This window comes from Burkholderia diffusa (assembly GCF_902499115.1).
GTDB lineage: Bacteria > Pseudomonadota > Gammaproteobacteria > Burkholderiales > Burkholderiaceae > Burkholderia > Burkholderia diffusa.
Genome location: NZ_CABVPN010000002.1, coordinates 128913 through 146788, shown reverse-complemented (window position 1 = coordinate 146788; position 17876 = coordinate 128913). Strand labels below are relative to the sequence as shown.

Sequence of the window (17876 nt, the reverse complement as noted above, 5' to 3'; positions counted from 1 at the left end):
CGCGGGGCAGGGGAGGGAGGCCGCATGCAACGCCGGGAGCCGGCGTCGTATGGGCGGTCGGGCCAGGTGCGGCGGTGATACGGCTGTCGTCGATCACGCGGTCTCCCTGACGCACAGCATCGTGCGGCGCGTGCGTCCGGATGTCCCCGCAATGTCACCACGATTCGAACGCACGTTGCCGGGCAGGTTGCACCGGTGCCGAAGTTGCCGGAATCAGCGCTCGTCGCTCCACAGCTTGCCGGCCGTCGCCCAGTTTTCCTTCTTCACGTCGGCGATGATGATGTCGACCGAGCCCGGGTCGCAACCGAGCGTCTCGCACGTGACGCGCGTGATCGCTTCGACGAACGCGCGCTTCTGCTCGACGGTGCGGCCTTCGAACAACTGGATATTGAAAGTCGGCATGACTGAATGCTCCGATGGTTGGGGTGAACGATTCGTAGAGAGCGTGGCGATGGCGTCGGTTCAGTCGCGATACGACGGATCGATCCGGTCGAGGCGGCGCAGCAGCGCCGGCCATTCCAGTTCACCCTCGATCGCGCCGCCGTCGCGCAACTGCTCGGCCGTGCGGTCGGCGACGGCCGGCTCGGGCAGCACGAGCGGCCCGCCGCCGGCCTGCGCGCGTATCTGGATGTCGCAGGCCTTGATCAGCGTATCCATCAATACATACGCCTCCGCAACGGTCCGGCCGACCGTCAGCGTACCGTGGTTGCGCAGCAGCATCGCGGATTTCGCGCCGAGGCTGGCGGTGAGCCGCGCACCTTCGGCCGGCGAGAACGCGAGCGCCTCGTAGTCGTGATACGCGAGATCGCCGTGAAACCGCAGCGCGTGCTGCGACGCGGGCAGCAGCCCGTCGCGCTGGATCGACACGGCGATGCCCGCCGTATTGTGCAGATGCATCACGCAGACGGCATTCGGCCGCGCGGCATGCACGGCCGCGTGGAGCGCGAAGCCCGTCACGTTGACCGCGTGTTCTCCGTCGCCGATCCGGTTGCCGGCCAGGTCGATCTTCACGAGATTCGATGCGCGGACCTCGTCGAACGCGAGGCCGAACGGGTTGATCAGGAAATGCCCGGGTTCGCCCGGCACCGTCGCGGACAGATGCGTGTAGATCAGGTCGTCCCAGCCGTTCAGCGCAACGAGGCGATAGGCGGCGGCGAGATCGACGCGCAACCGGCGCTCGGCGTCCGAGATCGGGCCGCCGGGCTTCACGGTGTCAGGACGGTGTGCGAATGACGACATCGGGTTCTCCGAGGGTGAATCGGCGCGCGAGGAGCACCGTGACCCACGACGCGAGTGCGAACGGGGCCGTGAACGCGGGGACGCCCGCGCGCGTCGCGAGCCACTGCATCAGCGCGGCGAGTGCAGCGGCGGCGAACGCCGCGCGCGGGCCGCGCGACATCAGCGCGAGCGCGGCGAGCGCGCCATTGAAGCCGAGCAGGCCATCCGCGAACGACGCACCGTTCGCGCCGGACGCGACCAGCAGCACGGTCGACACGATCGCGCCGCCGAGCGCGAATGCGGCCGCGCGGCACGACGCGACGGCGAGGCCGGCGACGATCAGCATGCCTGCCCATGGGCCTTGCGCGAAGGTGGTCTGTGCAATGCCCGAGAGCAGCGCGTCGGCGATGGAAGGCAACGTAAGGGGGGCACCTGTCGTCGCGTTGCTTGCATGCTGCGGTGCGACAAACGGTAGCCACAGCGCGGTGATGACGAGGCACGGGCTCGAATACGGGCACTGGCGGCAGCGGGCGAGCGGCACGCGCATCGCGCGCTGCACGAGTGCCGCGCCGATCGAGACCACCGGCACCAGCGCGATGGCGGCGAGCGAAGAAGGTGCGAACAGCACGGCGATCAGCGCGGCGAGCGCGCCGTTGAAGCCGTGCAGCCCTTGTTCGACGTCGCGGCGCTCGGCGCCCGTGAGTACGGCGGTCATGCTGGCGGCGGCCGAGCCGACCAGTGCGGCGGACGCGAGCCGCAAGTCGGTCAGTGCCAGCGCGGCGAGCAGCAGCGCGCCGCTGACTGCATTCGCCTGCAGGACGATCTGCCCGATGCCGCGCAGCAGGGTATGCAGGTCGATCGTCGGCGAGGCAGGGCGGGCGGTAGGCATGGCGGCGGTAAGGCAGGACGAGCCGCGAGCATAGGACACAATCCCGTGCACCGGAATAGGGAATTCTGGATAGTCAGGATTTGTGGCGGACGCCCCGAATTGGGGAATGCCCGGGGGACTGCGCATTGGCGTTTTCGGGCTAATTGTTGGTTTCGGTCGCGAATTCGGGCAATGGCCGGTTCTTTTGACCCAAGTACGCGTCGTGGTTCACGTCCTCGAGCGGGGATTCGTGCGACGATGCCCGGCATCGGACCAACCGGGAGACGAAGGAATGCGTGCGGTGCGTTGGGCGTCGCTCGAGGGCGACGGCGTCGAACATATGACGTTCGACCGGAGTGGCGGCGGCATCGTCGTCGAAAGCGCGGTGGTCGGCCAGCGGTACGGCCGCGCTTACGGGCTCGCGTATCGCGTCGAGTGCGATCCGCACTGGCGCGTGACGTACGCGGTGCTCAAGGTGATGGGCGGCGGCACGCTGGCGTTGCACGGCGACGGCGCCGGGCACTGGCGCGACGGTTCAGGGCGTGCACTGCGGGAACTGGACGGTTGCGTCGACATCGACATCGCGGCGACGCCGTTCACGAATTCGCTGCCGATCGGCCGCCTCGGTCTCGCGCGCGGCGAGCGGCGGCCGATCGACGTCGCATACATCTCGACGCCGGACTTGGAGGTGACGTCGGTCAAGCAGGCGTACACGTGCATCGAGCCCGGCAGGCGCTACCGCTACGAAGGCATTTTCCGGAATTTCACGGCGGAAATGGACATCGACGCCGACGGGCTCGTGATCGACTACGAAACGTTGTTCAAGCGCCTGCCGGCATTGCGCTGAACCGCCGCTCGCGTTGCCGCCGCGACGGCCGGCCTTTCATGCGCCGCCGCGAACCGGTCGATCCGCGCCGCGATCAGCTCCGGGTTGCGCATGACGATCCAGTGCGCGCCGTCGATTTCCTCGCGCACGTGCTCGCCGAGCCAGCGATCGAGATCGACCGACATCTCGGGCGTCACGTAGCGGTCGCGCACCGGCACGAGGATCTGCACCGGCGCCTGCGCGTACCGCTCGCGCGGCTTTCTCGCCCGCGCGAGGAAGTTCGCGCGGTAGAGCTGCAACCCGTTCAGCGCATTCTTCAACTGCGCGGGGTCGCGTTCTGGCCGCACGCGCTCGGTCAGCTGCAGCCAGCGCGGCCACAGCGCGGCGCCGCCGAGGCGCCAGACCAGCGACGGCACGACCGGCAGGTGGAAGAACGCGATGTACCACGACTTCAGGCTCTGCCTGAGCCGCATCTTCGCGCGGAACACGTGGTCGAGGCACGGGCCGGAGATCGACGTGTAGGACGCAATCCGGCCGCGGAACGCGGGATCTGTCACGGCCTCCCAGCACTGGATCGACCCCCAGTCGTGGCCGACCAGATGGAACGGCCGATTGCCGCAGGTCGCGTCGGCCACCGCCTTCAGGTCCTCCGCGAGCCGCGCAAGTGCGTAGTCCGTGCGGCGGCGCGGCGCATCGGATGCGCCGGCGCCACGCACGTCGTACGCGATCACGCGATAGCGCTTCGCGAGCCGCGCGCGGACTGGCGCCCACACGGCCGCCGAATCGGGATAACCGTGCACGAGGATCAGCGGCGGCGCGCGCCGTGGGCCGCTGACGTACACGGCGAGTTTCACGTCGCCGGAGCGGACGGTCAGCATCTCGTGTGCGCGCGCCACGACGTCATGCCTGCGGAACCGGATGCAGCGGCACGCGGCGCGGGGCGGCCTGCGCGGCATGGCGCGCGTTGGTCGCGTCGATGTTCGCGAGCAGCGTGTCGAGCTCCTGCAGGTACTGATGGTTGTCGTGGTCCCACGGATGGAAGCCCGGACGGAAGTAGTCGAGCCATTCGCGGGCGATGCTCGGGAACACGCCGTGCCTCGGGCTGTACAGATACTTCACGAGGCGCCACATGCCGCCGAACCTGCCGTGTTCGCGACGGTGCGCACGCATCAGGCGAACGTGGAAGTCGAACACGATCGCCCAGAACAATACCGTCGTCGTCAGCATCGTGCCCGTGCGCAGCAGGTAGCTGCCGAGGCCCGGCTTCATCACGGCGTTCCATACGTCGTACGACACCGCCTTGTGCTCGGTTTCCTCCATCGCGTGCCACATCCACATCTGCTGATAGCCTTCGACCGATCCGTCGATCCGGTGTTCGTGGCCCGACAGCAGCTGGTTCGCGAGGATCGCCGTGTAGTGCTCGAGCGCGATCGTGATCGCGAGCTGCATCGAATGCGGCAGCGTCTTCTTGAAGAAGCCGAGGATCGTCCACAGCCGCTTGTCGAGCTTGTGCGCGGGCAGGCCGGACGCCTGCAGCAGGTCGTTGTACTCGATGTGCTCGCGCGTGTGCATCGCTTCCTGGCCGATGAAGCCGAGCACCTGCTTCTTCAGCTCCGGATCCTCGATGCGGTCGCGGTAGTTGCGCACCGAATCCATGAAGAAGCGCTCGCCGGCCGGGAACAGCAGCGACAGCGCGTTCATGAAGTGCGTGACGGGCACGCCCTGGACGTGCCAGTCCTTCGCGCGTTCGGGCGGCAGCGCGAAACGGATGTCGCGCCGCACCGGCATCATGTTCGGGGTCTTCATGATTGTTCTCCTCCCTGATTGCCTGCATTGTTGTAGGTGGCGTGAAGCGGCGTGGCCGCCGGCGCGCCGTAGCGCGCGGCCGCGCGGCGGGCCTTCGCGGCCTCGCGGCGCGTCGCGAGCACGACGAGCGCCTGGTACGCGGCCGGCAGGATGCGTGCCATCCAGTCCGCGCCCTTCGCGTCGCGGCCGATCAGCACGCGGCGCTTGTTCTTGCGCACGCCGGCGAGGATCGTGCGCGCGGCGTCGTCGGCGGTCGTGATGAAGAACTTCTCGAAGCTGTCCTTGCCCTGCTGCTCGCTCTCGACGATGAAGCCGACCATGTTCTTCGCGACGCGGCTCGATTGCGCGATGTTGGTGCGGATGCCGCCCGGATGCACGCAGGTGGCCGACACGCCGCACTTCATCATGTCGAGTTCCTGCCGCAGCGATTCAGTGAAGCCGCGCACCGCGAACTTGGTCGCGTTGTAGCCGCTCATCCCCGGCTGCGCGAAGATCCCGAAGATGCTCGACGTGTTGATCACGTGACCGTCGCCCGATGCTTTCAGGTGCGGCAGGAACGCCTTCGTGCCGTGCACGACGCCCCAGAAGTTGATGTTCACGATCCACTCGAGATCGCCGTATTCCATGCCTTCGATCGTGCTCGACAGCGCGACGCCCGCGTTGTTGAAGATCAGGTTGACCTTGCCGTGTTCCTTCGCGGTGTCGTCCGCCCACGCGAACATCGCGTCGCGGTCGCCGACGTCGAGCACGCGCGTCGACACGCGCACGTTCGGCGCGATCGTACGGACGATCCGCTCGGTTTCGGCGAGGCCGACGCCGTTCTTGTCGGCGAGCGACACGTGGCAGCCGGCCTGCGCGAGCTGCACGGCGAGCGAGCGGCCCATGCCCGAGCCTGCGCCCGTGATCGCGGCGACCTTGTTGGCGAAATCTCTCATGTCGGTGGCTCCTTGTCTGGCTCAGGCCGCTTCGGCGGAAGTGGAAGCGGAAGCGGCGGGCGCGACGACGGGCCGCGCGCTCGTGTCGTGGTGCGGCGCGCGATACGCGTGGTAATCGGCGATCGAGAAGTGCGCGGTCGCCTGGCGGAAGCGCCAGGTGAAGCCCGGCCACAGGGTCGTGTTTTTGCCGGTGCGCGGATCGAGGTACCAGCTCTTGCAGCCGCCCGTCGACCAGATCGCCTTCTTGAGTCGGCCCTGCAGGTCGCTGTTGAACTGCGCCTCGACGAGCGGGCGCACCTCGATCGCGTCTGCACGTTCGCGGCGCATCGCCTGCAGCGCGCCGAGGATGTATTCGATCTGCGACTCGATCATGAACACCATCGAGTTGTGGCCGAGGCCGGTGTTCGGACCGACGATCATGAAGAAGTTCGGGTAGCCCGGCAGCGTCGTGCCGAGATACGCGTGCGCGCCGTCGCGCCAGGCGTCGACGATGTCGAGGCCGCCGCGGCCGATGATCGCGCCGCGCGGATACGGATCGGCGACCTGGAAGCCCGTGCCGTAGATCAGGCAGTCGACTTCATGACGGCGGCCGTCGGTCGTCACGACCGCGTCGGCTTCGATGTGGTCGATGCCGGTCGTGATCACGTCGACGTTCTTGCGCGACAGCGCCGGGTAGTAGTCGTTCGAGATCAGCACGCGCTTGCAGCCGAGCGTGTAGTTTGGCGTGACGGTCTTGCGCAGTTCCGGATCGGGAATCTGCTTGCGGATATGGCGCAACGCGAGCTTCTGCACGTTCTTCATCAGCGACGGATGGATCGCGAAGCCGAGCACGCGCGATTCGAGCATCCAGTAGATGCCGCTGCGCACCGCCTTCTGCGTGAACGGCAACGTGCGGAACAGCCATTTCTCGAAGCCGGTCAGGTTGCGGTCGGGCTTCGGCATGATCCACGGCGGCGTGCGCTGGAACAGCGCGAGCTGCTTCACGCGCGGCGCGATTTGCGGCACGAACTGGATCGCGCTCGCGCCGGTGCCGATCACCGCGACGCGCTTGCCTTCGAGCGCGTAGTCGTGATCCCACTGCTGCGAATGGAACGCGCGCCCCTTGAAGTTCTCGACGCCGGGAATCGCCGGCAGCGCGGCGCGCGACAGCCCGCCCATCCCCGACACCAGCACACGCGCCGACAGCCGCTTGCCGTTCGCGAACGTGAGGCGCCAGCGTTGCGCGGCCTCGTCGTATTCGGCGCGCTGCAGTTCGTGGTTCAGGCGCAGGTGAGGGCCGACGCCGAAGCGCTGCACGCAGTCTTCCAGGTATGCGCGGATCTCCGGCTGCGGCGCGAACATGCGCGTCCAGCGCGGGTTCGGCGCGAACGAGAATGAATAGACGTGCGATTGGACGTCGCAGGCACACCCGGGGTAATGGTTGTCGCGCCACGTGCCGCCGACCGACGCGGCCTTCTCGAGGACGACGAAGTCGGTCACACCTGTCTGCCGCAGGCGGATGGCCATCCCGAGACCGGCGAAGCCGGTGCCGATGATGGCGATGTCGATGGTTTCGTCCAGGCCGTCGTGGCCGGGCGGGCCGAAAGGCAACGTGCGAGCATTCATCCGGGTGTCTCCGATTTGGCTCATTTTTTAATGTTACATTGGTTGATGTAACGATAGTGGGTGAGCCGGGAAACCGCAAGAGGCTAGAAGCGGCGCTCTAAGGGCCAGAAGCCGCGCGGGAAAAGGCTGAGCGGGGTTTGGAACGGGACGGCTTCCGCATTGCGGGATGCGCGGAAACGGCCGTCGGCAGGGCGGGGGAAGCGAGCGGCGGGGCCGCCGGCGCGCGGCGGCCTGTTTGAAACGCTATCGGGGACGGATCGGGCGGGCGACCGTCTCATGGAAAACCCCGGCGACGATCGTGACCTGCGCGAGCGCGTAGAGGCCCCAGATCAGGTAGTCGATGCCGGGAAAGCCGCCGAGGAAGCGTCCGACGCCGATCAGCGTGTCGGAGCCCACGAAGATCAGGCTGCCGACGGCGACCAGCGGGCCGCGCGTGCGGGCCGCGAGCGCGAAGCTCGCCATCGCGCACAGCACGAGCATGTAGACGGCGACCGGCGCGAGCAACTCGCCCAGGTGCGGAAGGAAGGCCACGTAGAACGCCGGCGCGGCGATCCAGAGCCCGATCAGCGCCGCGATGCGCCAGCCGTGCGGCCGCGCGCGCCAGCGCACGAAGATCGTGCAGTAACACAGATGAGTGAGCAGGAACGCGCCGAGGCCGAGGACGAACGACAGCGGCCAGTCGGGCAGCGCGAGCAGTACGTCGCCGAGCACCGCCGTGGCGAGCGCCGCGCACAGCCACGCGCGTTCGCGCGGTGCCGCGCAGGTGCTGCCGGCCGCGAGCAACAGGATGCCCATCGCGGCTTTCGCGGCGGCCTGGCCGGGATAGGGCGCGGCGGCGAGCGACAGTCCGTACAGCAGCGCGGCGGCGACGGCCAGCGGCCAGAGCCGGCGATAGGTGGCGGGAAGCGTGGCGATCAAGGGGGGTGTCTCCGGATTGTCGTGGTCCGCGATGGACGGCGCGCCGTCGTGGGCGCGGCTGCTGGCCATTATCCGGAAGAACGGCCGGGTAAGAACCGGCGAATCCTTCTAGGCGCGGCATGGTGACGGTGCGGCGGTGTGGCGGTGCGACGGTTCGGCGATGTGGCGATGCGGCGATGCCGGTTCGGGCCATGCGGCGCCGGTACACCTGCCGCCGCGCCGGTTGTTCCGATGCGTTTGCCCCGGTCGAACCGGGGCAAACGCAGAGGTTTCGGCTTGCTATCATCGCCGCGTATCGACGTTGTCCCGCCCGGCCGCGCTACAGGGTTCGCAGGCCGGCGCGACGGCCGCGCCCGGCGAGGGCAGGCCGCCGCGTTTTCAATGAATCCGTGCCGGGTCCCGCCAGCGCACCCGATGCAGAGGCTGCGTGCGGTCCTCATGACCAACAGGTTCGACATGACCGAACTGCTCCACGGCGACGGCGCGATCCGTCGCACGACGCCATACGGCTCCTCGATCGAAAACACCTATGCGGGCGTGCTGTCGTTCATGCGCCGCACCTATACGCGCGCGCTCGACGGCGTCGACGTCGCGATTTCCGGCGTGCCGCTCGACCTCGCGACGACCTATCGTTCGGGCGCGCGGCTCGGGCCGGCCGCGATCCGCGCGGCGAGCGTGCAGCTCGCGGAGCTCCATCCGTATCCGTGGGGCTTCGATCCGTTCGACGATCTCGCGGCCGTCGATTACGGCGATTGCTGGTTCGATGCGCACAACCCGCTGTCGATCAAGCCTGCGATCGTCGAGCATGCGCGCACGATCCTGCGCTCGGGCGCGAAGATGCTGACGCTCGGCGGCGACCACTACATCACGTATCCGCTACTGGTCGCGCACGCGGAGCGCTACGGCAAGCCATTGTCGTTGATCCACTTCGATGCGCACTGCGATACGTGGGCCGACGACGAGCCGGACAGCCTCAATCACGGCACGATGTTCTACAAGGCGGTGAAGGAAGGGCTGATCGATCCGGCGACGTCGGTGCAGGTCGGCATCCGCACGTGGAACGACGATTTTCTCGGGATCGAACGACTCGATGCCGCGTGGGTGCATGAGCATGGTCCGCGCGCGGCGGTGGAGCGGATCGTCGACATCGTCGGTGCGCGGCCCGCGTACCTGACGTTCGATATCGACTGTCTCGATCCGGCGTTCGCGCCCGGCACGGGGACGCCGGTCGCGGGCGGGTTGTCGTCCGCGCAGGCACTCGCGATCGTGCGTGGGCTCGGTGCGGTGAATCTGGTTGGCGCGGATGTCGTCGAGGTTGCGCCTGCTTATGATCACGCGGACATCACCGCAATTGCGGCAGCGCATGTCGCGTGCGATTTGCTGTGCCTCTGGCGGCAGAAGAAGGTGGTGGGCGGCTGAAGCGGGTAGGCCGACGTGCACGGCCATGTCATGCAAAAGGCCGGCGGGACGGGTGCCTGCGGGCCTTTTTTCATGCGCTGCGCGCAACGTCGACGGATCGATGGCCGTGGGTGGATTGCTTGCCGTGGGGCGAGCAGAAAAACTCGTCGTGCGCTTTCGTGGAGGGTGCCTCCCGCCCCGAAGCCGGTATTCACAGCGCCTGATAGCGGTAACCCGCGCGGGGATTCCAAGCTTCCCGGCAGCCCTGCGCGCCGTCCTTGACGAAAGCAAGGCGACTCCACATCACGCGCATGCGCCGATTTCCTTGCTGAGAAGATTCGGTCCGAACGTTCATGACGGTTCGCAGGCCATGAGCATTCGCGAGTTGCATCGTCTCCCCGGCCCGAACATCGAACATCCGTCGGCCTTCCGGAACGGGGCCGTGACGCAGGGACATGACCAGTACCGCACCATCGCAAAGAAGAGCACTGACATTCGGCATCGCGCGGCGACGTTCGTGCTCGTCAAGGTGCATCCAAACAGCGGACAGCAGTACAAAGTGGAATTCTTTTCGTCTGGAACGCAGTAGCGCGAGATCCGGAAGGCTATCGTCCAGCCATTCAATCCGGGGAGACGGATACTGCCGGATTCCTGCAACTCGCAGCGCGTCCACCGGTTCGACGGCTACGACCGAATGCCCCATCGTCGCAAACGCAGCAGCGTCGGTTCCGATACCGGCTCCGACGTCGAGGACGCAGGACGGCGCCATCGGCACGAGATGCATGATGGGCGCGTGATGCTCCGCAAACGAAATATGTTGCCATTGCTCGATGAGCAATGGCGCATTCTCCGCGTAGCCCTCCGTTCCGCTGACATTAACGGACACGCAGCCCTCCATGCGCCGGTGTTTCGGAAAGTTTGCCAGATTGTCGTCGATTCAGCGCCAGTGACCCAATGTGCGGAACTGGCCGAAACCGGAAGTTTGCCTCAGGTTCATGTTTCGCTCGCTGGGCTGCAGCGTCGATATTCCGTTGTCGACCCTTAAGGGACACTCGACTTTCTACGAATCGGACATTCGCAGCGAACTTTACGCGGAGCCCTACGTACCTACCTGAAGTCGCGCGAAACATCAATTCGCGACGACAGCGCACGCATGACAGCCTGTGCGCATTCCTCCGGTGTAGCTTCGCTGGTATCGACTGTGACGTTGTAGGTCATTCCGGTATGCACTTTGTCGTATTGCCATCTAGCTAATCCGACAAGCCGATCACTGCGCTGCCGCTCCCTTTCCTCAAGGACTTTGAGTGAACAGTAGACGCCAACGGTAACTAGCTCGAACGGTTCGAAGAGGCGTGCATAGTCATTTTTCTCGTCACCGAGAAGAACCTCATCGACGATGAGATTGTTCCCTTCAGCCGCGAGCGCAACCATAGCGCGTCGCATACCCCGCATAACACGTTGCGTAACCGCGCCGCTATGTATCGATACGACGTCCTTTCCATCATCGGTCGACGACGCAAAGGTAAATCCGTCCGGATCGTCCAGATAACGGGGCGGTAGCATGGCGACGAACGCATCCATCTGGACATGCAGGAACGCGTCCTTCGACGCTGATTGCAGTGCTCGCGCAAGAGAAGTCTTACCGGAACTACCCACCCCGTTGAGCAGGATGATGCTGGCTGTCGGCATCGATGTCTGCGAATGAGTTTAACTGGGCGAATGATACAAGACCCGGACGTAAGCGAACTACGCCGCGCCCTGATCGACCGTTCTTGGCCGGCGGCGGTCAAAAGCAACTGACCGCTGCCGACTGCCCCCTAAACAGCCGAGTTCCAGGACTGGTGAATCCGCAACCCTGAGCAGCCGTTGGTTGCCTCCACTCTCAATGTCCGTTTCCAGAGGCTACCCGCCAACGGATCCCAAAGGGTGCCACTGGGCCAAGCTGCAGACTCAGTGCTGGCGATACCTCCGCGAGATGTAACGTGCTGGCGACAGGCATCCGGCCGGAACGAGTCATGGCACTGACAGAATGCGTCGACGATGAAGCCGTCACGCCACGCCTCAGCGGGACTTGCTGGCGTCGGTGCCGAGGAAGGGAAACGCGGGTGCGCGTTGAAAGTCCTTGGAGACTTCGCCGCCGAATGAATTGCGCTGATCCTTGCCGAGGTCGAGACGTTTGACAGGTGCGCCGGCGGAGAAGTCGACCTTGTTGAGATCGACCCAGAAAGTACTCGGGGTGACGGCCGATTCGAAGAAGTAGAGCATGCGCTTGTGATCGGCAACGGTGCGCCAGCGTGTGGACGATATATTCGGCTCGCCTGGGGTGGTGATCCCGAACGGCACCGACACGTTACGGATCACGCTGAAAACGCTGGCAAGTGCAATGGCTGGGTCTTCACTCTTGGGGATAGCGTTGACGTAGAACGAGGCGCGCGCAAACCGGTCAGCAGAGCGATTGGTGCCAGGCAGCCAGACGGTGCCGCCTATCTGCTTCCAATATTCGTTCAGTGCAAGCTGCTCGTCGAAGGTCGGTGAATTGGTCATGACCTGGTACTGCCGACCATGATGGATGATCTGCTTGCCGCCGATGTACTCGACGATGGCGCTGTCGCCAGTCGCGTCTGACATGGCGAGGTGCAGTGTGGCGAGGCGCTGTTCTCCGGGGACGTTGTCAGTGACGATTGTGAACGGCTCTTTCTCAAGCGCAGCGACCGCTTCCGCGACGGTGGCGAAATTGTCCAGCACGTACTGCGCCCATGCGGCGATGGTGAGTCCCGGTTTCGAGTTTTTGTCGAAGGGGGGATATTGCGACTCGACGAGCCAGAGCAGTTCAGCGGCTAGCCCCTTTTCGTTCATGCCATCGGTGGTGGAGACGTCATAACCGGTAGCCACGACGCTACCGTATTTGGCGGTCCATTTAAGAGAGTTCGGACCGGATTCACCGGTGCGGGCGATGCCACGCGGCAGGATGTAAAGATTGGTGGCGACGTCGAGCTTCCAGTCCATCGATCGGGCGGTGATAACGTCGTCGTTGTCACCGTGATAGACGACGCGTGTACAGGCCAGCGATCCGGCCGGATCGACGAGGAGCGTCGCTGCTGCGGCGAGACAGGTCAGAACGACGCAAAAAGGGCGGCGCATGGCAATTCCTCACGCTGTGTTGGTGATTACAGATCGCTCGACGCCGACGCTCGCTGCGAAGGCGACTCGTGTCCGCCTGCTGCGATTGATTACCCGGGCAATATCGCGCCGACAACGTCTGAGGAAAAGGGAAGTATTGGATTTCCGTAATGCAGTTGTCAACTGGGCCGTTGCAGCCAAGTGTGAGATCGGAATGCGCGCTGGGTTGTACCTAGATCGTGCAGTGAATGTCGCTTCCTGGCCGGCTGCGGTCAAAAGCAACTGACCGCTGTCGCCCCGTTCCGGACTATCGATACCGCCGCAACCGGACAACCAACGGGTTGTAAGCACAAGCCAGATAGTCTGAGCGATGTCTTCTGGTGTAGAGAGGCGCCGTGGCGGAAGGTTGCCCGAGAGCTAGCGCATCCGGGCTTCATTTCCGGACCACCAGCGGGTTTCGACAGCACCGGGCGCGACGCAATTGACGCGAATTCCCGGCGCCAGCGCCCGTGCCAGGGATTTCGTCATGCCGGGCAGGGCCGCCTTAGACACGGCATGACTTGCTCGGCGATGACAGTGTTTTTTAGCACTTGGCAAAGCCAACCTCAGATGTTGGGTATACCCTGGGCCGCCATAGTCGGTTCCCAAGCAATGATTTGGTAGCGGGCGACGCCTGCCTGATGAAATGGATCTTCGGAAACCCATTGCGTGACCTCATCAAGGGCGTCGGCCCTGGCGAGAATCACTCCACCGGTCCGCGGCACCTTCCTACCCGAAAGCAGGAAGTGTCCCGCGGCGTAATGTCGACTCAGAAAGGCACGATGGTCATCCATGTGGAAGTCCACTTCGGACAGGGGACGCAGATACTCGAGAAGCACTAGAAATAGCATGATGATCCTCGTCTCTTTTGCTCAGGGGCGCAGGAGAATTGCGCCCACGGTTTGCCCGGATTCTAGTCGGCGATGTGCCTCGGCCGCTTCGCTCAAAGGTTGGATAGCGCCAATTGTCGGCTTCAGCCCGGCCTGCAGTTGCCGGATGGTTGCCAGTGCACCTTCGCGGTAACGCGCCGGATCCATCATGAAGCGGAAGACGCCAGGCCGGGAGAGGGCCACGGAACGCGTCGGGCCGAGCACCGAAAGATCGAGCGGCCCCGGGTCGCCAGCCACTTGGCCGACACTAGCGACCATGCCGTAGGGGCGTACACAGCCGAGGGTATCAAGCAGGGTCTTTCCGCCGATCCCGTCGATAGCGTAATCGACGCCTTGGCCATCGGTCAGCCGCATGACCTCCGCCACGAAGTCGTCGTCTCGATAATTGATAGCGTGGTCCAGTCCGTGTTCGATGGCCAGTGCCGCCTTGGCCGGCGAACTGACCGTGCCGATGACGCGAGCGCCCATGGCCTTCGCCCACTGCACGAGGACCAACCCGAGACCGCCGGCCGCCGCGTGCACGAGCACAGTATCGCTAGCCTTCAGGGGACGGACGTAGGCCAGCAGCATGTGAGTGGTGATGCCGCGCAGCAGTAGGCTCGCCACTGCGTCGTCGGTTACGTCATCTGGCAAGGGGATGGCCCGCGCGGCCGGCAGGTTGCGGGCGCTGGCATAGCTGCCGACGGGTGGACCGGCGTAGGCGATACGCTGGCCCTGTTGCACCGTGTCGACATCCGGCCCGAGCGCTTCAACGATCCCGGCGGCCTCGACCCCAAGAACTGCGGGAAGCGAGGGCAACTGGTAGAGACCGGTGCGGTGATAGGTATCGACATAGTTCACACCGATCGCGGTGTGCCGAACTCGAATTTCGCCCGCCGCAGGCGGAGGTAGTGTTGCGTCTACGGCGGTGAGTTCCGATGCGTCGCCATATTGCCTGATGACGATCTGGGAAGCAGCTGTTGAGTCGAGAAAAGATTCGCGCTTGGTCATGATGTTGTCCTGTTGGATGAACTTGCAAGCGCAGGTTACGTTGAGCAAAATAGCTCAACAATTCTCAAAAGCTACACACTAATTGTGCAAAAAAACACACCCATCGCTGGCGGTGACAAGCGTGGTCTACAGTGGGATGACATCCGTTATTTCCTCGAACTCGCGCGCACCGGCAGCCTGTCGGGCGCGGCACGGCGGCTCAGGGTCGAACACTCGACCGTAGCAAGGCGCGTCGAGGCACTGGAACGGTCGCTCGGGATCAGGCTGTTCGACCGCTTACCCAAAGCCTGGTCATTGACGTCGGAAGGTGAGAAGCTCGTCGCCCAAGCCGGCCGACTTGATGACGAAGCGCAGGCATTTTCGCGGGTAGCACTCGGCGTTTCATCCTTGCAGGGAACGGTCCGGGTTTCGGCACCACCGGTCTTGGCCGGTCATTTCGTCGTGCCTCGGTTAGCCGCCATGCGCTCCAGATGGCAAAACATCGATCTGGAAGTTATAGGCGAATCGCGGGATGCCAATCTGGCAAGGGGCGAGGCCGACCTAGCGATCAGAATGTCGCGGCCCACTGCACCGGGCCTGGCGACGCGTTGCATTGGGGATGTGGGCTATGGACTTTACGCCGCCCATGGTTATACCCGCCGAGCAGCTGATGCTTGGGAATTTCTTGGTTACGACGACAGTCTCGAGCAGGTACCGCAGCAGCGCTGGCTTACTCATGTTGCCGGCAATCGGCGTTTTGTCTTCAGGAGCAACGATCTCGCTGCATTGCTTAATGCCGCCCGCGCGGGGCTAGGAATCGCAATACTGCCCCACTTTTTAGCTGCGAACGACGATGCACTAGCGGCTGTACCCGATCCCGCATGCCCTACGGTACGTAAGCTATGGCTGGTGATGCACCCGGATGTCAAACGTTCGCCACGTGTGCGGACCCTTGCCGATCTCCTGGTAGAACTGGTCGTCGAAGCTCAAGCGCTGCTCCTGGGAAAGGCCCTAGACTGATTCAACGAGGTTTTTTCCCTCCGGCTGCCGCCGGGCTAACGTCACCACAACCAACCTCTCTCCTCGCGAGAGTGCAAACGCGACCCATGGATGGCAGCCACGAGCCTGCATATATTGGCGACGATCGTTGTATCGTAGTCAAATGTCCATTCCTGGCCGACTACAGCGCGACGGCGAGCCGTTGTCGGATGCCGGCGTCAAACGGACTGCATCCGGCGGAAGCCGACCCGAAGCGGCCGGCCAGCTTTCTACAAAGCGGCCATTCGCTTCAGATGGGCTAGACGCCTAGTGCCATAGAACCGCGCAGACCGGACTGCGGTCGATCGTCATTACACGTAGACATTTGGAAGATCAATCACATGCATCTTCCTCCAGCGACCCGACGAGTTCTCCAGCAGAGCGACAGAGCCACAGCACGTTCGAATCGCCTCCTGCGCAGACAGACGATGTTCGAGCTCGACGGCAGCCAAATGAGCTGTCGCAGCATCGCCATGCGCGACAGTCAGATGTGGAACGATGCCATCGTGTGCATCACCATAGGGGCGAAACATGGGGAAGCGCTCGACCAGCGCAGTCGTCAAGGCGACGAACGGTTCTGGCGGATCAGGAGCAAGATAAGTGGTGACCGCAAACCGCCCGACCTTCCTCAACGAAAATTCGAACGGCTGCACAACACTCAGCGCGCTTTGCGCCTGACGAAGGACATCGGTCGTAATTTCGTCAGGCGGCATGAAGGGAAACAGAACCGTGATATGCGCCGGCACGCCCTGGTCAGAGGTAGCATCAAACCGGCTCCGAAGGTCCGCTACTGTTGACTCTGCTGCGGGAACCTCAACGACGAACGCTGTTGTGAGCATTCGGGAATCCTCTCGCGTCGATTGATCATTTATGCTCGACTTCCGTCGGTAACACGCCCCTTGACTGCCTGCGGCATTTCTAAACGATGATGGTCACACGGGGCCAGCGGTCCTTGTATCTCTTCTGCTGGATTCGCCGAAGATAGGTATCAATGCTGACACGCGCTGGATTGCGTCGTACCACCATGGAAAAAAGGTCGTCGAGTCCGTATGGTGCGCAGACATCAATTGTCCCGTCACTAAGCAAAGTCAGTCCTACCGTCGTCGTGTACTCTGGCCACGACGCAACGGCTTGGGCCAGTGAACTGAAGGGGGACACCGGATGCCCAAAGGCGCTCTCGAACCAGAGATGAACAGCGGCCTGATTTGTGACCTCCCACGGAATTTCGGGACATTGCGCCGTGAGGCTGCGCTGGATTTCGGCATCGCGAATCGACGACAAATCAGACGGGTCGAAGTAGGCTAAATCGACGTCGGCTGGGCGTGTCGGAGTCACATATCCGTGAAGCGAGTCCCAGACCAAATTACGAATGGCCCCTGCGCCAATGCACCAGGATTTCAGGCCCATTGCACGTGCCGCCGACAGCGCAGACATACACCAAGACGACTGTCGGGCTATTTCGATTAATCTTTCGTTGAGATTCATCGCGGATCTACGTGGCCTAAACGAGCAGAACGGGTGAAATTGTCACCAAATCCGGGCGCACCGTCGAGTAACCGAAACTGGCCGCATCCTGCCCGATGCACAGCCGGGAACGTGCCGTGTCAGCTCGGCCGAATCCGGCCCGATGTGAGGGGCAGCGCCCGACCCGAAGCCGACGGTGACGCTTTTGCAAAAAGGCAACTCTAACGATCCGCGCGTTTTATCACAAATCCCGATTTCCACACGGGAGCCCAGTTGATAATCGCCATCAGCCCAGTGTCCGAATAGATAGGATCGTGGGTTAGAGACGAAATCAGCCCCCCGTCGGGATGGAACACGAGTCTATGCCCGTCAAGACTTCTGATCAGAAAGAGCACCGGGCGGCTTCTGTCCCCTCCGTTGAGGCAACGGACCACTTCAGACGCGTGTGGCGCGTCGCTGTTAGCGATGTCGTGCGCGATGCGGTCGCCAGGATAACCACAATCGTCCAAGCGGAATGCCTGCACGCGCTCGCCATCGTAGATCGCAAGATCTGCTTGAGTTTTCCCCTGTGCGTCGGGCGGCAAGAAATGAACGTCAATGCGCGTGGCATGAGTGTACTTGTACGAGAACTGGTCGATGACGTCGTATGAGCCTTGCAAATCGGCAAGAGTATTGGGCTCAGAGGGTACGTTGGCGCAACCGCCGAGCGCGTAGACGACACCAGCCAAACCTGTTAGGCGTAGCGCAAAACCTTTCTTCAATTCTTTCCCCTGTCCTGTGCG

20 protein-coding genes are annotated in these 17876 nt (G+C 63.9%); 3 read left to right on the top strand and 17 right to left on the bottom strand.

What is annotated here, in order from left to right:
• Window positions 1-213: 213 nt before the first annotated feature.
• From BTE28158_RS02570 to BTE28158_RS02560, 3 genes are read right to left on the bottom strand one after another with little or no spacing between them, the layout of a single operon-like run.
• Window positions 214-402: a 4-oxalocrotonate tautomerase gene (locus BTE28158_RS02570; protein ID WP_151048613.1), complete on the bottom strand. Its 189-nt coding sequence runs from the start codon at window positions 400-402 to the stop codon at window positions 214-216.
• Window positions 403-462: 60 nt separating this feature from the next.
• Entirely contained in the window at window positions 463-1239 is a 777-nt protein-coding gene (locus BTE28158_RS02565; RefSeq protein WP_151048612.1) for a class II aldolase/adducin family protein, read from the bottom strand.
• Window positions 1214-2107 carry an urea transporter gene (locus BTE28158_RS02560; protein WP_151048611.1) on the bottom strand — a complete coding sequence of 298 codons (894 nt, stop codon included), beginning with the start codon at window positions 2105-2107 and terminating at the stop codon, window positions 1214-1216. Before BTE28158_RS02560 ends, BTE28158_RS02565 begins: the two co-directional genes overlap by 26 nt.
• A gap of 271 nt (window positions 2108-2378) precedes the next feature.
• Between BTE28158_RS02560 and BTE28158_RS02555 the strand changes: the two genes are divergently transcribed.
• The gene (locus tag BTE28158_RS02555; RefSeq protein ID WP_151048610.1) at window positions 2379-2933 is read left to right on the top strand and encodes a putative glycolipid-binding domain-containing protein; all 555 of its coding nucleotides are present in this window, start codon (window positions 2379-2381) and stop codon (window positions 2931-2933) included.
• On the opposite strand, the gene BTE28158_RS02550 is transcribed toward BTE28158_RS02555, so the two are convergent.
• From BTE28158_RS02550 to BTE28158_RS02530, 5 genes are all read right to left on the bottom strand, one after another.
• Window positions 2894-3808 carry an alpha/beta fold hydrolase gene (locus BTE28158_RS02550; RefSeq protein ID WP_151048609.1) on the bottom strand — a complete coding sequence of 305 codons (915 nt, stop codon included), beginning with the start codon at window positions 3806-3808 and terminating at the stop codon, window positions 2894-2896. The genes BTE28158_RS02555 and BTE28158_RS02550 overlap by 40 nt on opposite strands.
• A 4-nt stretch (window positions 3809-3812) precedes the next feature.
• Window positions 3813-4718 (bottom strand): metal-dependent hydrolase, encoded by a 906-nt coding sequence (locus BTE28158_RS02545; RefSeq protein WP_124904873.1) that lies wholly within the window; start codon window positions 4716-4718, stop codon window positions 3813-3815.
• Window positions 4715-5653: an SDR family NAD(P)-dependent oxidoreductase gene (locus BTE28158_RS02540; protein WP_174919654.1), complete on the bottom strand. Its 939-nt coding sequence runs from the start codon at window positions 5651-5653 to the stop codon at window positions 4715-4717. The genes BTE28158_RS02545 and BTE28158_RS02540 overlap by 4 nt, the downstream gene beginning before the upstream one ends.
• 21 nt (window positions 5654-5674) lie before the next feature.
• The gene (locus tag BTE28158_RS02535) at window positions 5675-7258 is read right to left on the bottom strand and encodes a flavin-containing monooxygenase (RefSeq protein WP_151050655.1); all 1584 of its coding nucleotides are present in this window, start codon (window positions 7256-7258) and stop codon (window positions 5675-5677) included.
• Window positions 7259-7501: 243 nt separating this feature from the next.
• Complete coding sequence (locus BTE28158_RS02530; protein ID WP_151050657.1) at window positions 7502-8176, bottom strand: lysoplasmalogenase; 675 nt, start codon at window positions 8174-8176, stop codon at window positions 7502-7504.
• Between the two features lie 456 nt (window positions 8177-8632).
• Here BTE28158_RS02530 and speB point away from each other — a divergent pair, with 456 nt between their 5' ends.
• Complete coding sequence (gene speB / locus BTE28158_RS02525) at window positions 8633-9595, top strand: agmatinase (protein ID WP_151050681.1); 963 nt, start codon at window positions 8633-8635, stop codon at window positions 9593-9595.
• Window positions 9596-9785: 190 nt separating this feature from the next.
• Here speB and BTE28158_RS02520 read toward each other — a convergent pair whose 3' ends face one another.
• The 6 genes from BTE28158_RS02520 to BTE28158_RS02495 form a co-directional block, all read right to left on the bottom strand.
• Complete coding sequence (locus BTE28158_RS02520; protein ID WP_174919652.1) at window positions 9786-10460, bottom strand: class I SAM-dependent methyltransferase; 675 nt, start codon at window positions 10458-10460, stop codon at window positions 9786-9788.
• Window positions 10461-10681: 221 nt separating this feature from the next.
• The gene (locus BTE28158_RS02515) at window positions 10682-11263 is read right to left on the bottom strand and encodes a chloramphenicol phosphotransferase CPT family protein (protein ID WP_151050661.1); all 582 of its coding nucleotides are present in this window, start codon (window positions 11261-11263) and stop codon (window positions 10682-10684) included.
• A 372-nt stretch (window positions 11264-11635) separates the two neighbouring features.
• Complete coding sequence (locus BTE28158_RS02510; RefSeq protein WP_151050663.1) at window positions 11636-12715, bottom strand: linear amide C-N hydrolase; 1080 nt, start codon at window positions 12713-12715, stop codon at window positions 11636-11638.
• Between the two features lie 396 nt (window positions 12716-13111).
• Complete coding sequence (locus tag BTE28158_RS32765) at window positions 13112-13399, bottom strand: SDR family oxidoreductase (RefSeq protein WP_151050665.1); 288 nt, start codon at window positions 13397-13399, stop codon at window positions 13112-13114.
• Window positions 13300-13584 (bottom strand): YciI family protein, encoded by a 285-nt coding sequence (locus BTE28158_RS02500; RefSeq protein WP_151050667.1) that lies wholly within the window; start codon window positions 13582-13584, stop codon window positions 13300-13302. The genes BTE28158_RS32765 and BTE28158_RS02500 overlap by 100 nt, the downstream gene beginning before the upstream one ends.
• Before the next feature lie 21 nt (window positions 13585-13605).
• Window positions 13606-14613, bottom strand: a complete 1008-nt coding sequence (locus BTE28158_RS02495; RefSeq protein WP_151050669.1) for a quinone oxidoreductase family protein — start codon at window positions 14611-14613, stop codon at window positions 13606-13608.
• Window positions 14614-14697: 84 nt separating this feature from the next.
• Between BTE28158_RS02495 and BTE28158_RS02490 the strand changes: the two genes are divergently transcribed.
• Window positions 14698-15612: a LysR family transcriptional regulator gene (locus BTE28158_RS02490; protein WP_151050683.1), complete on the top strand. Its 915-nt coding sequence runs from the start codon at window positions 14698-14700 to the stop codon at window positions 15610-15612.
• Window positions 15613-15941: 329 nt separating this feature from the next.
• Here BTE28158_RS02490 and BTE28158_RS02485 read toward each other — a convergent pair whose 3' ends face one another.
• From BTE28158_RS02485 to BTE28158_RS02475, 3 genes are all read right to left on the bottom strand, one after another.
• Complete coding sequence (locus BTE28158_RS02485) at window positions 15942-16469, bottom strand: 2'-5' RNA ligase family protein (protein WP_151050671.1); 528 nt, start codon at window positions 16467-16469, stop codon at window positions 15942-15944.
• A 79-nt stretch (window positions 16470-16548) separates the two neighbouring features.
• Window positions 16549-17115 carry a nucleotidyltransferase family protein gene (locus tag BTE28158_RS02480; RefSeq protein WP_111016823.1) on the bottom strand — a complete coding sequence of 189 codons (567 nt, stop codon included), beginning with the start codon at window positions 17113-17115 and terminating at the stop codon, window positions 16549-16551.
• 200 nt (window positions 17116-17315) lie between these two features.
• Window positions 17316-17855, bottom strand: coding sequence for a hypothetical protein (locus BTE28158_RS02475; protein WP_151050673.1), 540 nt, complete (start codon window positions 17853-17855; stop codon window positions 17316-17318).
• Between the last annotated feature and the right edge of the window lie 21 nt (window positions 17856-17876).

Excerpts from the sequence above, each read along its gene's own strand:
- BTE28158_RS02570 (WP_151048613.1), bottom strand. The coding sequence starts at position 402 with ATGCCGACTTTCAATATCCAGTTGTTCGAAGGCCGCACCGTCGAGCAG.
- BTE28158_RS02565 (WP_151048612.1), bottom strand. The coding sequence starts at position 1,239 with ATGTCGTCATTCGCACACCGTCCTGACACCGTGAAGCCCGGCGGCCCG.
- BTE28158_RS02560 (WP_151048611.1), bottom strand. The coding sequence starts at position 2,107 with ATGCCTACCGCCCGCCCTGCCTCGCCGACGATCGACCTGCATACCCTG.
- BTE28158_RS02555 (WP_151048610.1), top strand. The coding sequence starts at position 2,379 with ATGCGTGCGGTGCGTTGGGCGTCGCTCGAGGGCGACGGCGTCGAACAT.
- BTE28158_RS02545 (WP_124904873.1), bottom strand. The coding sequence starts at position 4,718 with ATGAAGACCCCGAACATGATGCCGGTGCGGCGCGACATCCGTTTCGCG.
- BTE28158_RS02540 (WP_174919654.1), bottom strand. The coding sequence starts at position 5,653 with ATGAGAGATTTCGCCAACAAGGTCGCCGCGATCACGGGCGCAGGCTCG.
- BTE28158_RS02535 (WP_151050655.1), bottom strand. The coding sequence starts at position 7,258 with ATGAATGCTCGCACGTTGCCTTTCGGCCCGCCCGGCCACGACGGCCTG.
- speB (WP_151050681.1), top strand. The coding sequence starts at position 8,633 with ATGACCGAACTGCTCCACGGCGACGGCGCGATCCGTCGCACGACGCCA.
- BTE28158_RS02515 (WP_151050661.1), bottom strand. The coding sequence starts at position 11,263 with ATGCCGACAGCCAGCATCATCCTGCTCAACGGGGTGGGTAGTTCCGGT.
- BTE28158_RS02510 (WP_151050663.1), bottom strand. The coding sequence starts at position 12,715 with ATGCGCCGCCCTTTTTGCGTCGTTCTGACCTGTCTCGCCGCAGCAGCG.
- BTE28158_RS32765 (WP_151050665.1), bottom strand. The coding sequence starts at position 13,399 with ATGGGTTTCCGAAGATCCATTTCATCAGGCAGGCGTCGCCCGCTACCA.
- BTE28158_RS02500 (WP_151050667.1), bottom strand. The coding sequence starts at position 13,584 with ATGCTATTTCTAGTGCTTCTCGAGTATCTGCGTCCCCTGTCCGAAGTG.
- BTE28158_RS02495 (WP_151050669.1), bottom strand. The coding sequence starts at position 14,613 with ATGACCAAGCGCGAATCTTTTCTCGACTCAACAGCTGCTTCCCAGATC.
- BTE28158_RS02485 (WP_151050671.1), bottom strand. The coding sequence starts at position 16,469 with ATGCTCACAACAGCGTTCGTCGTTGAGGTTCCCGCAGCAGAGTCAACA.
- BTE28158_RS02480 (WP_111016823.1), bottom strand. The coding sequence starts at position 17,115 with ATGAATCTCAACGAAAGATTAATCGAAATAGCCCGACAGTCGTCTTGG.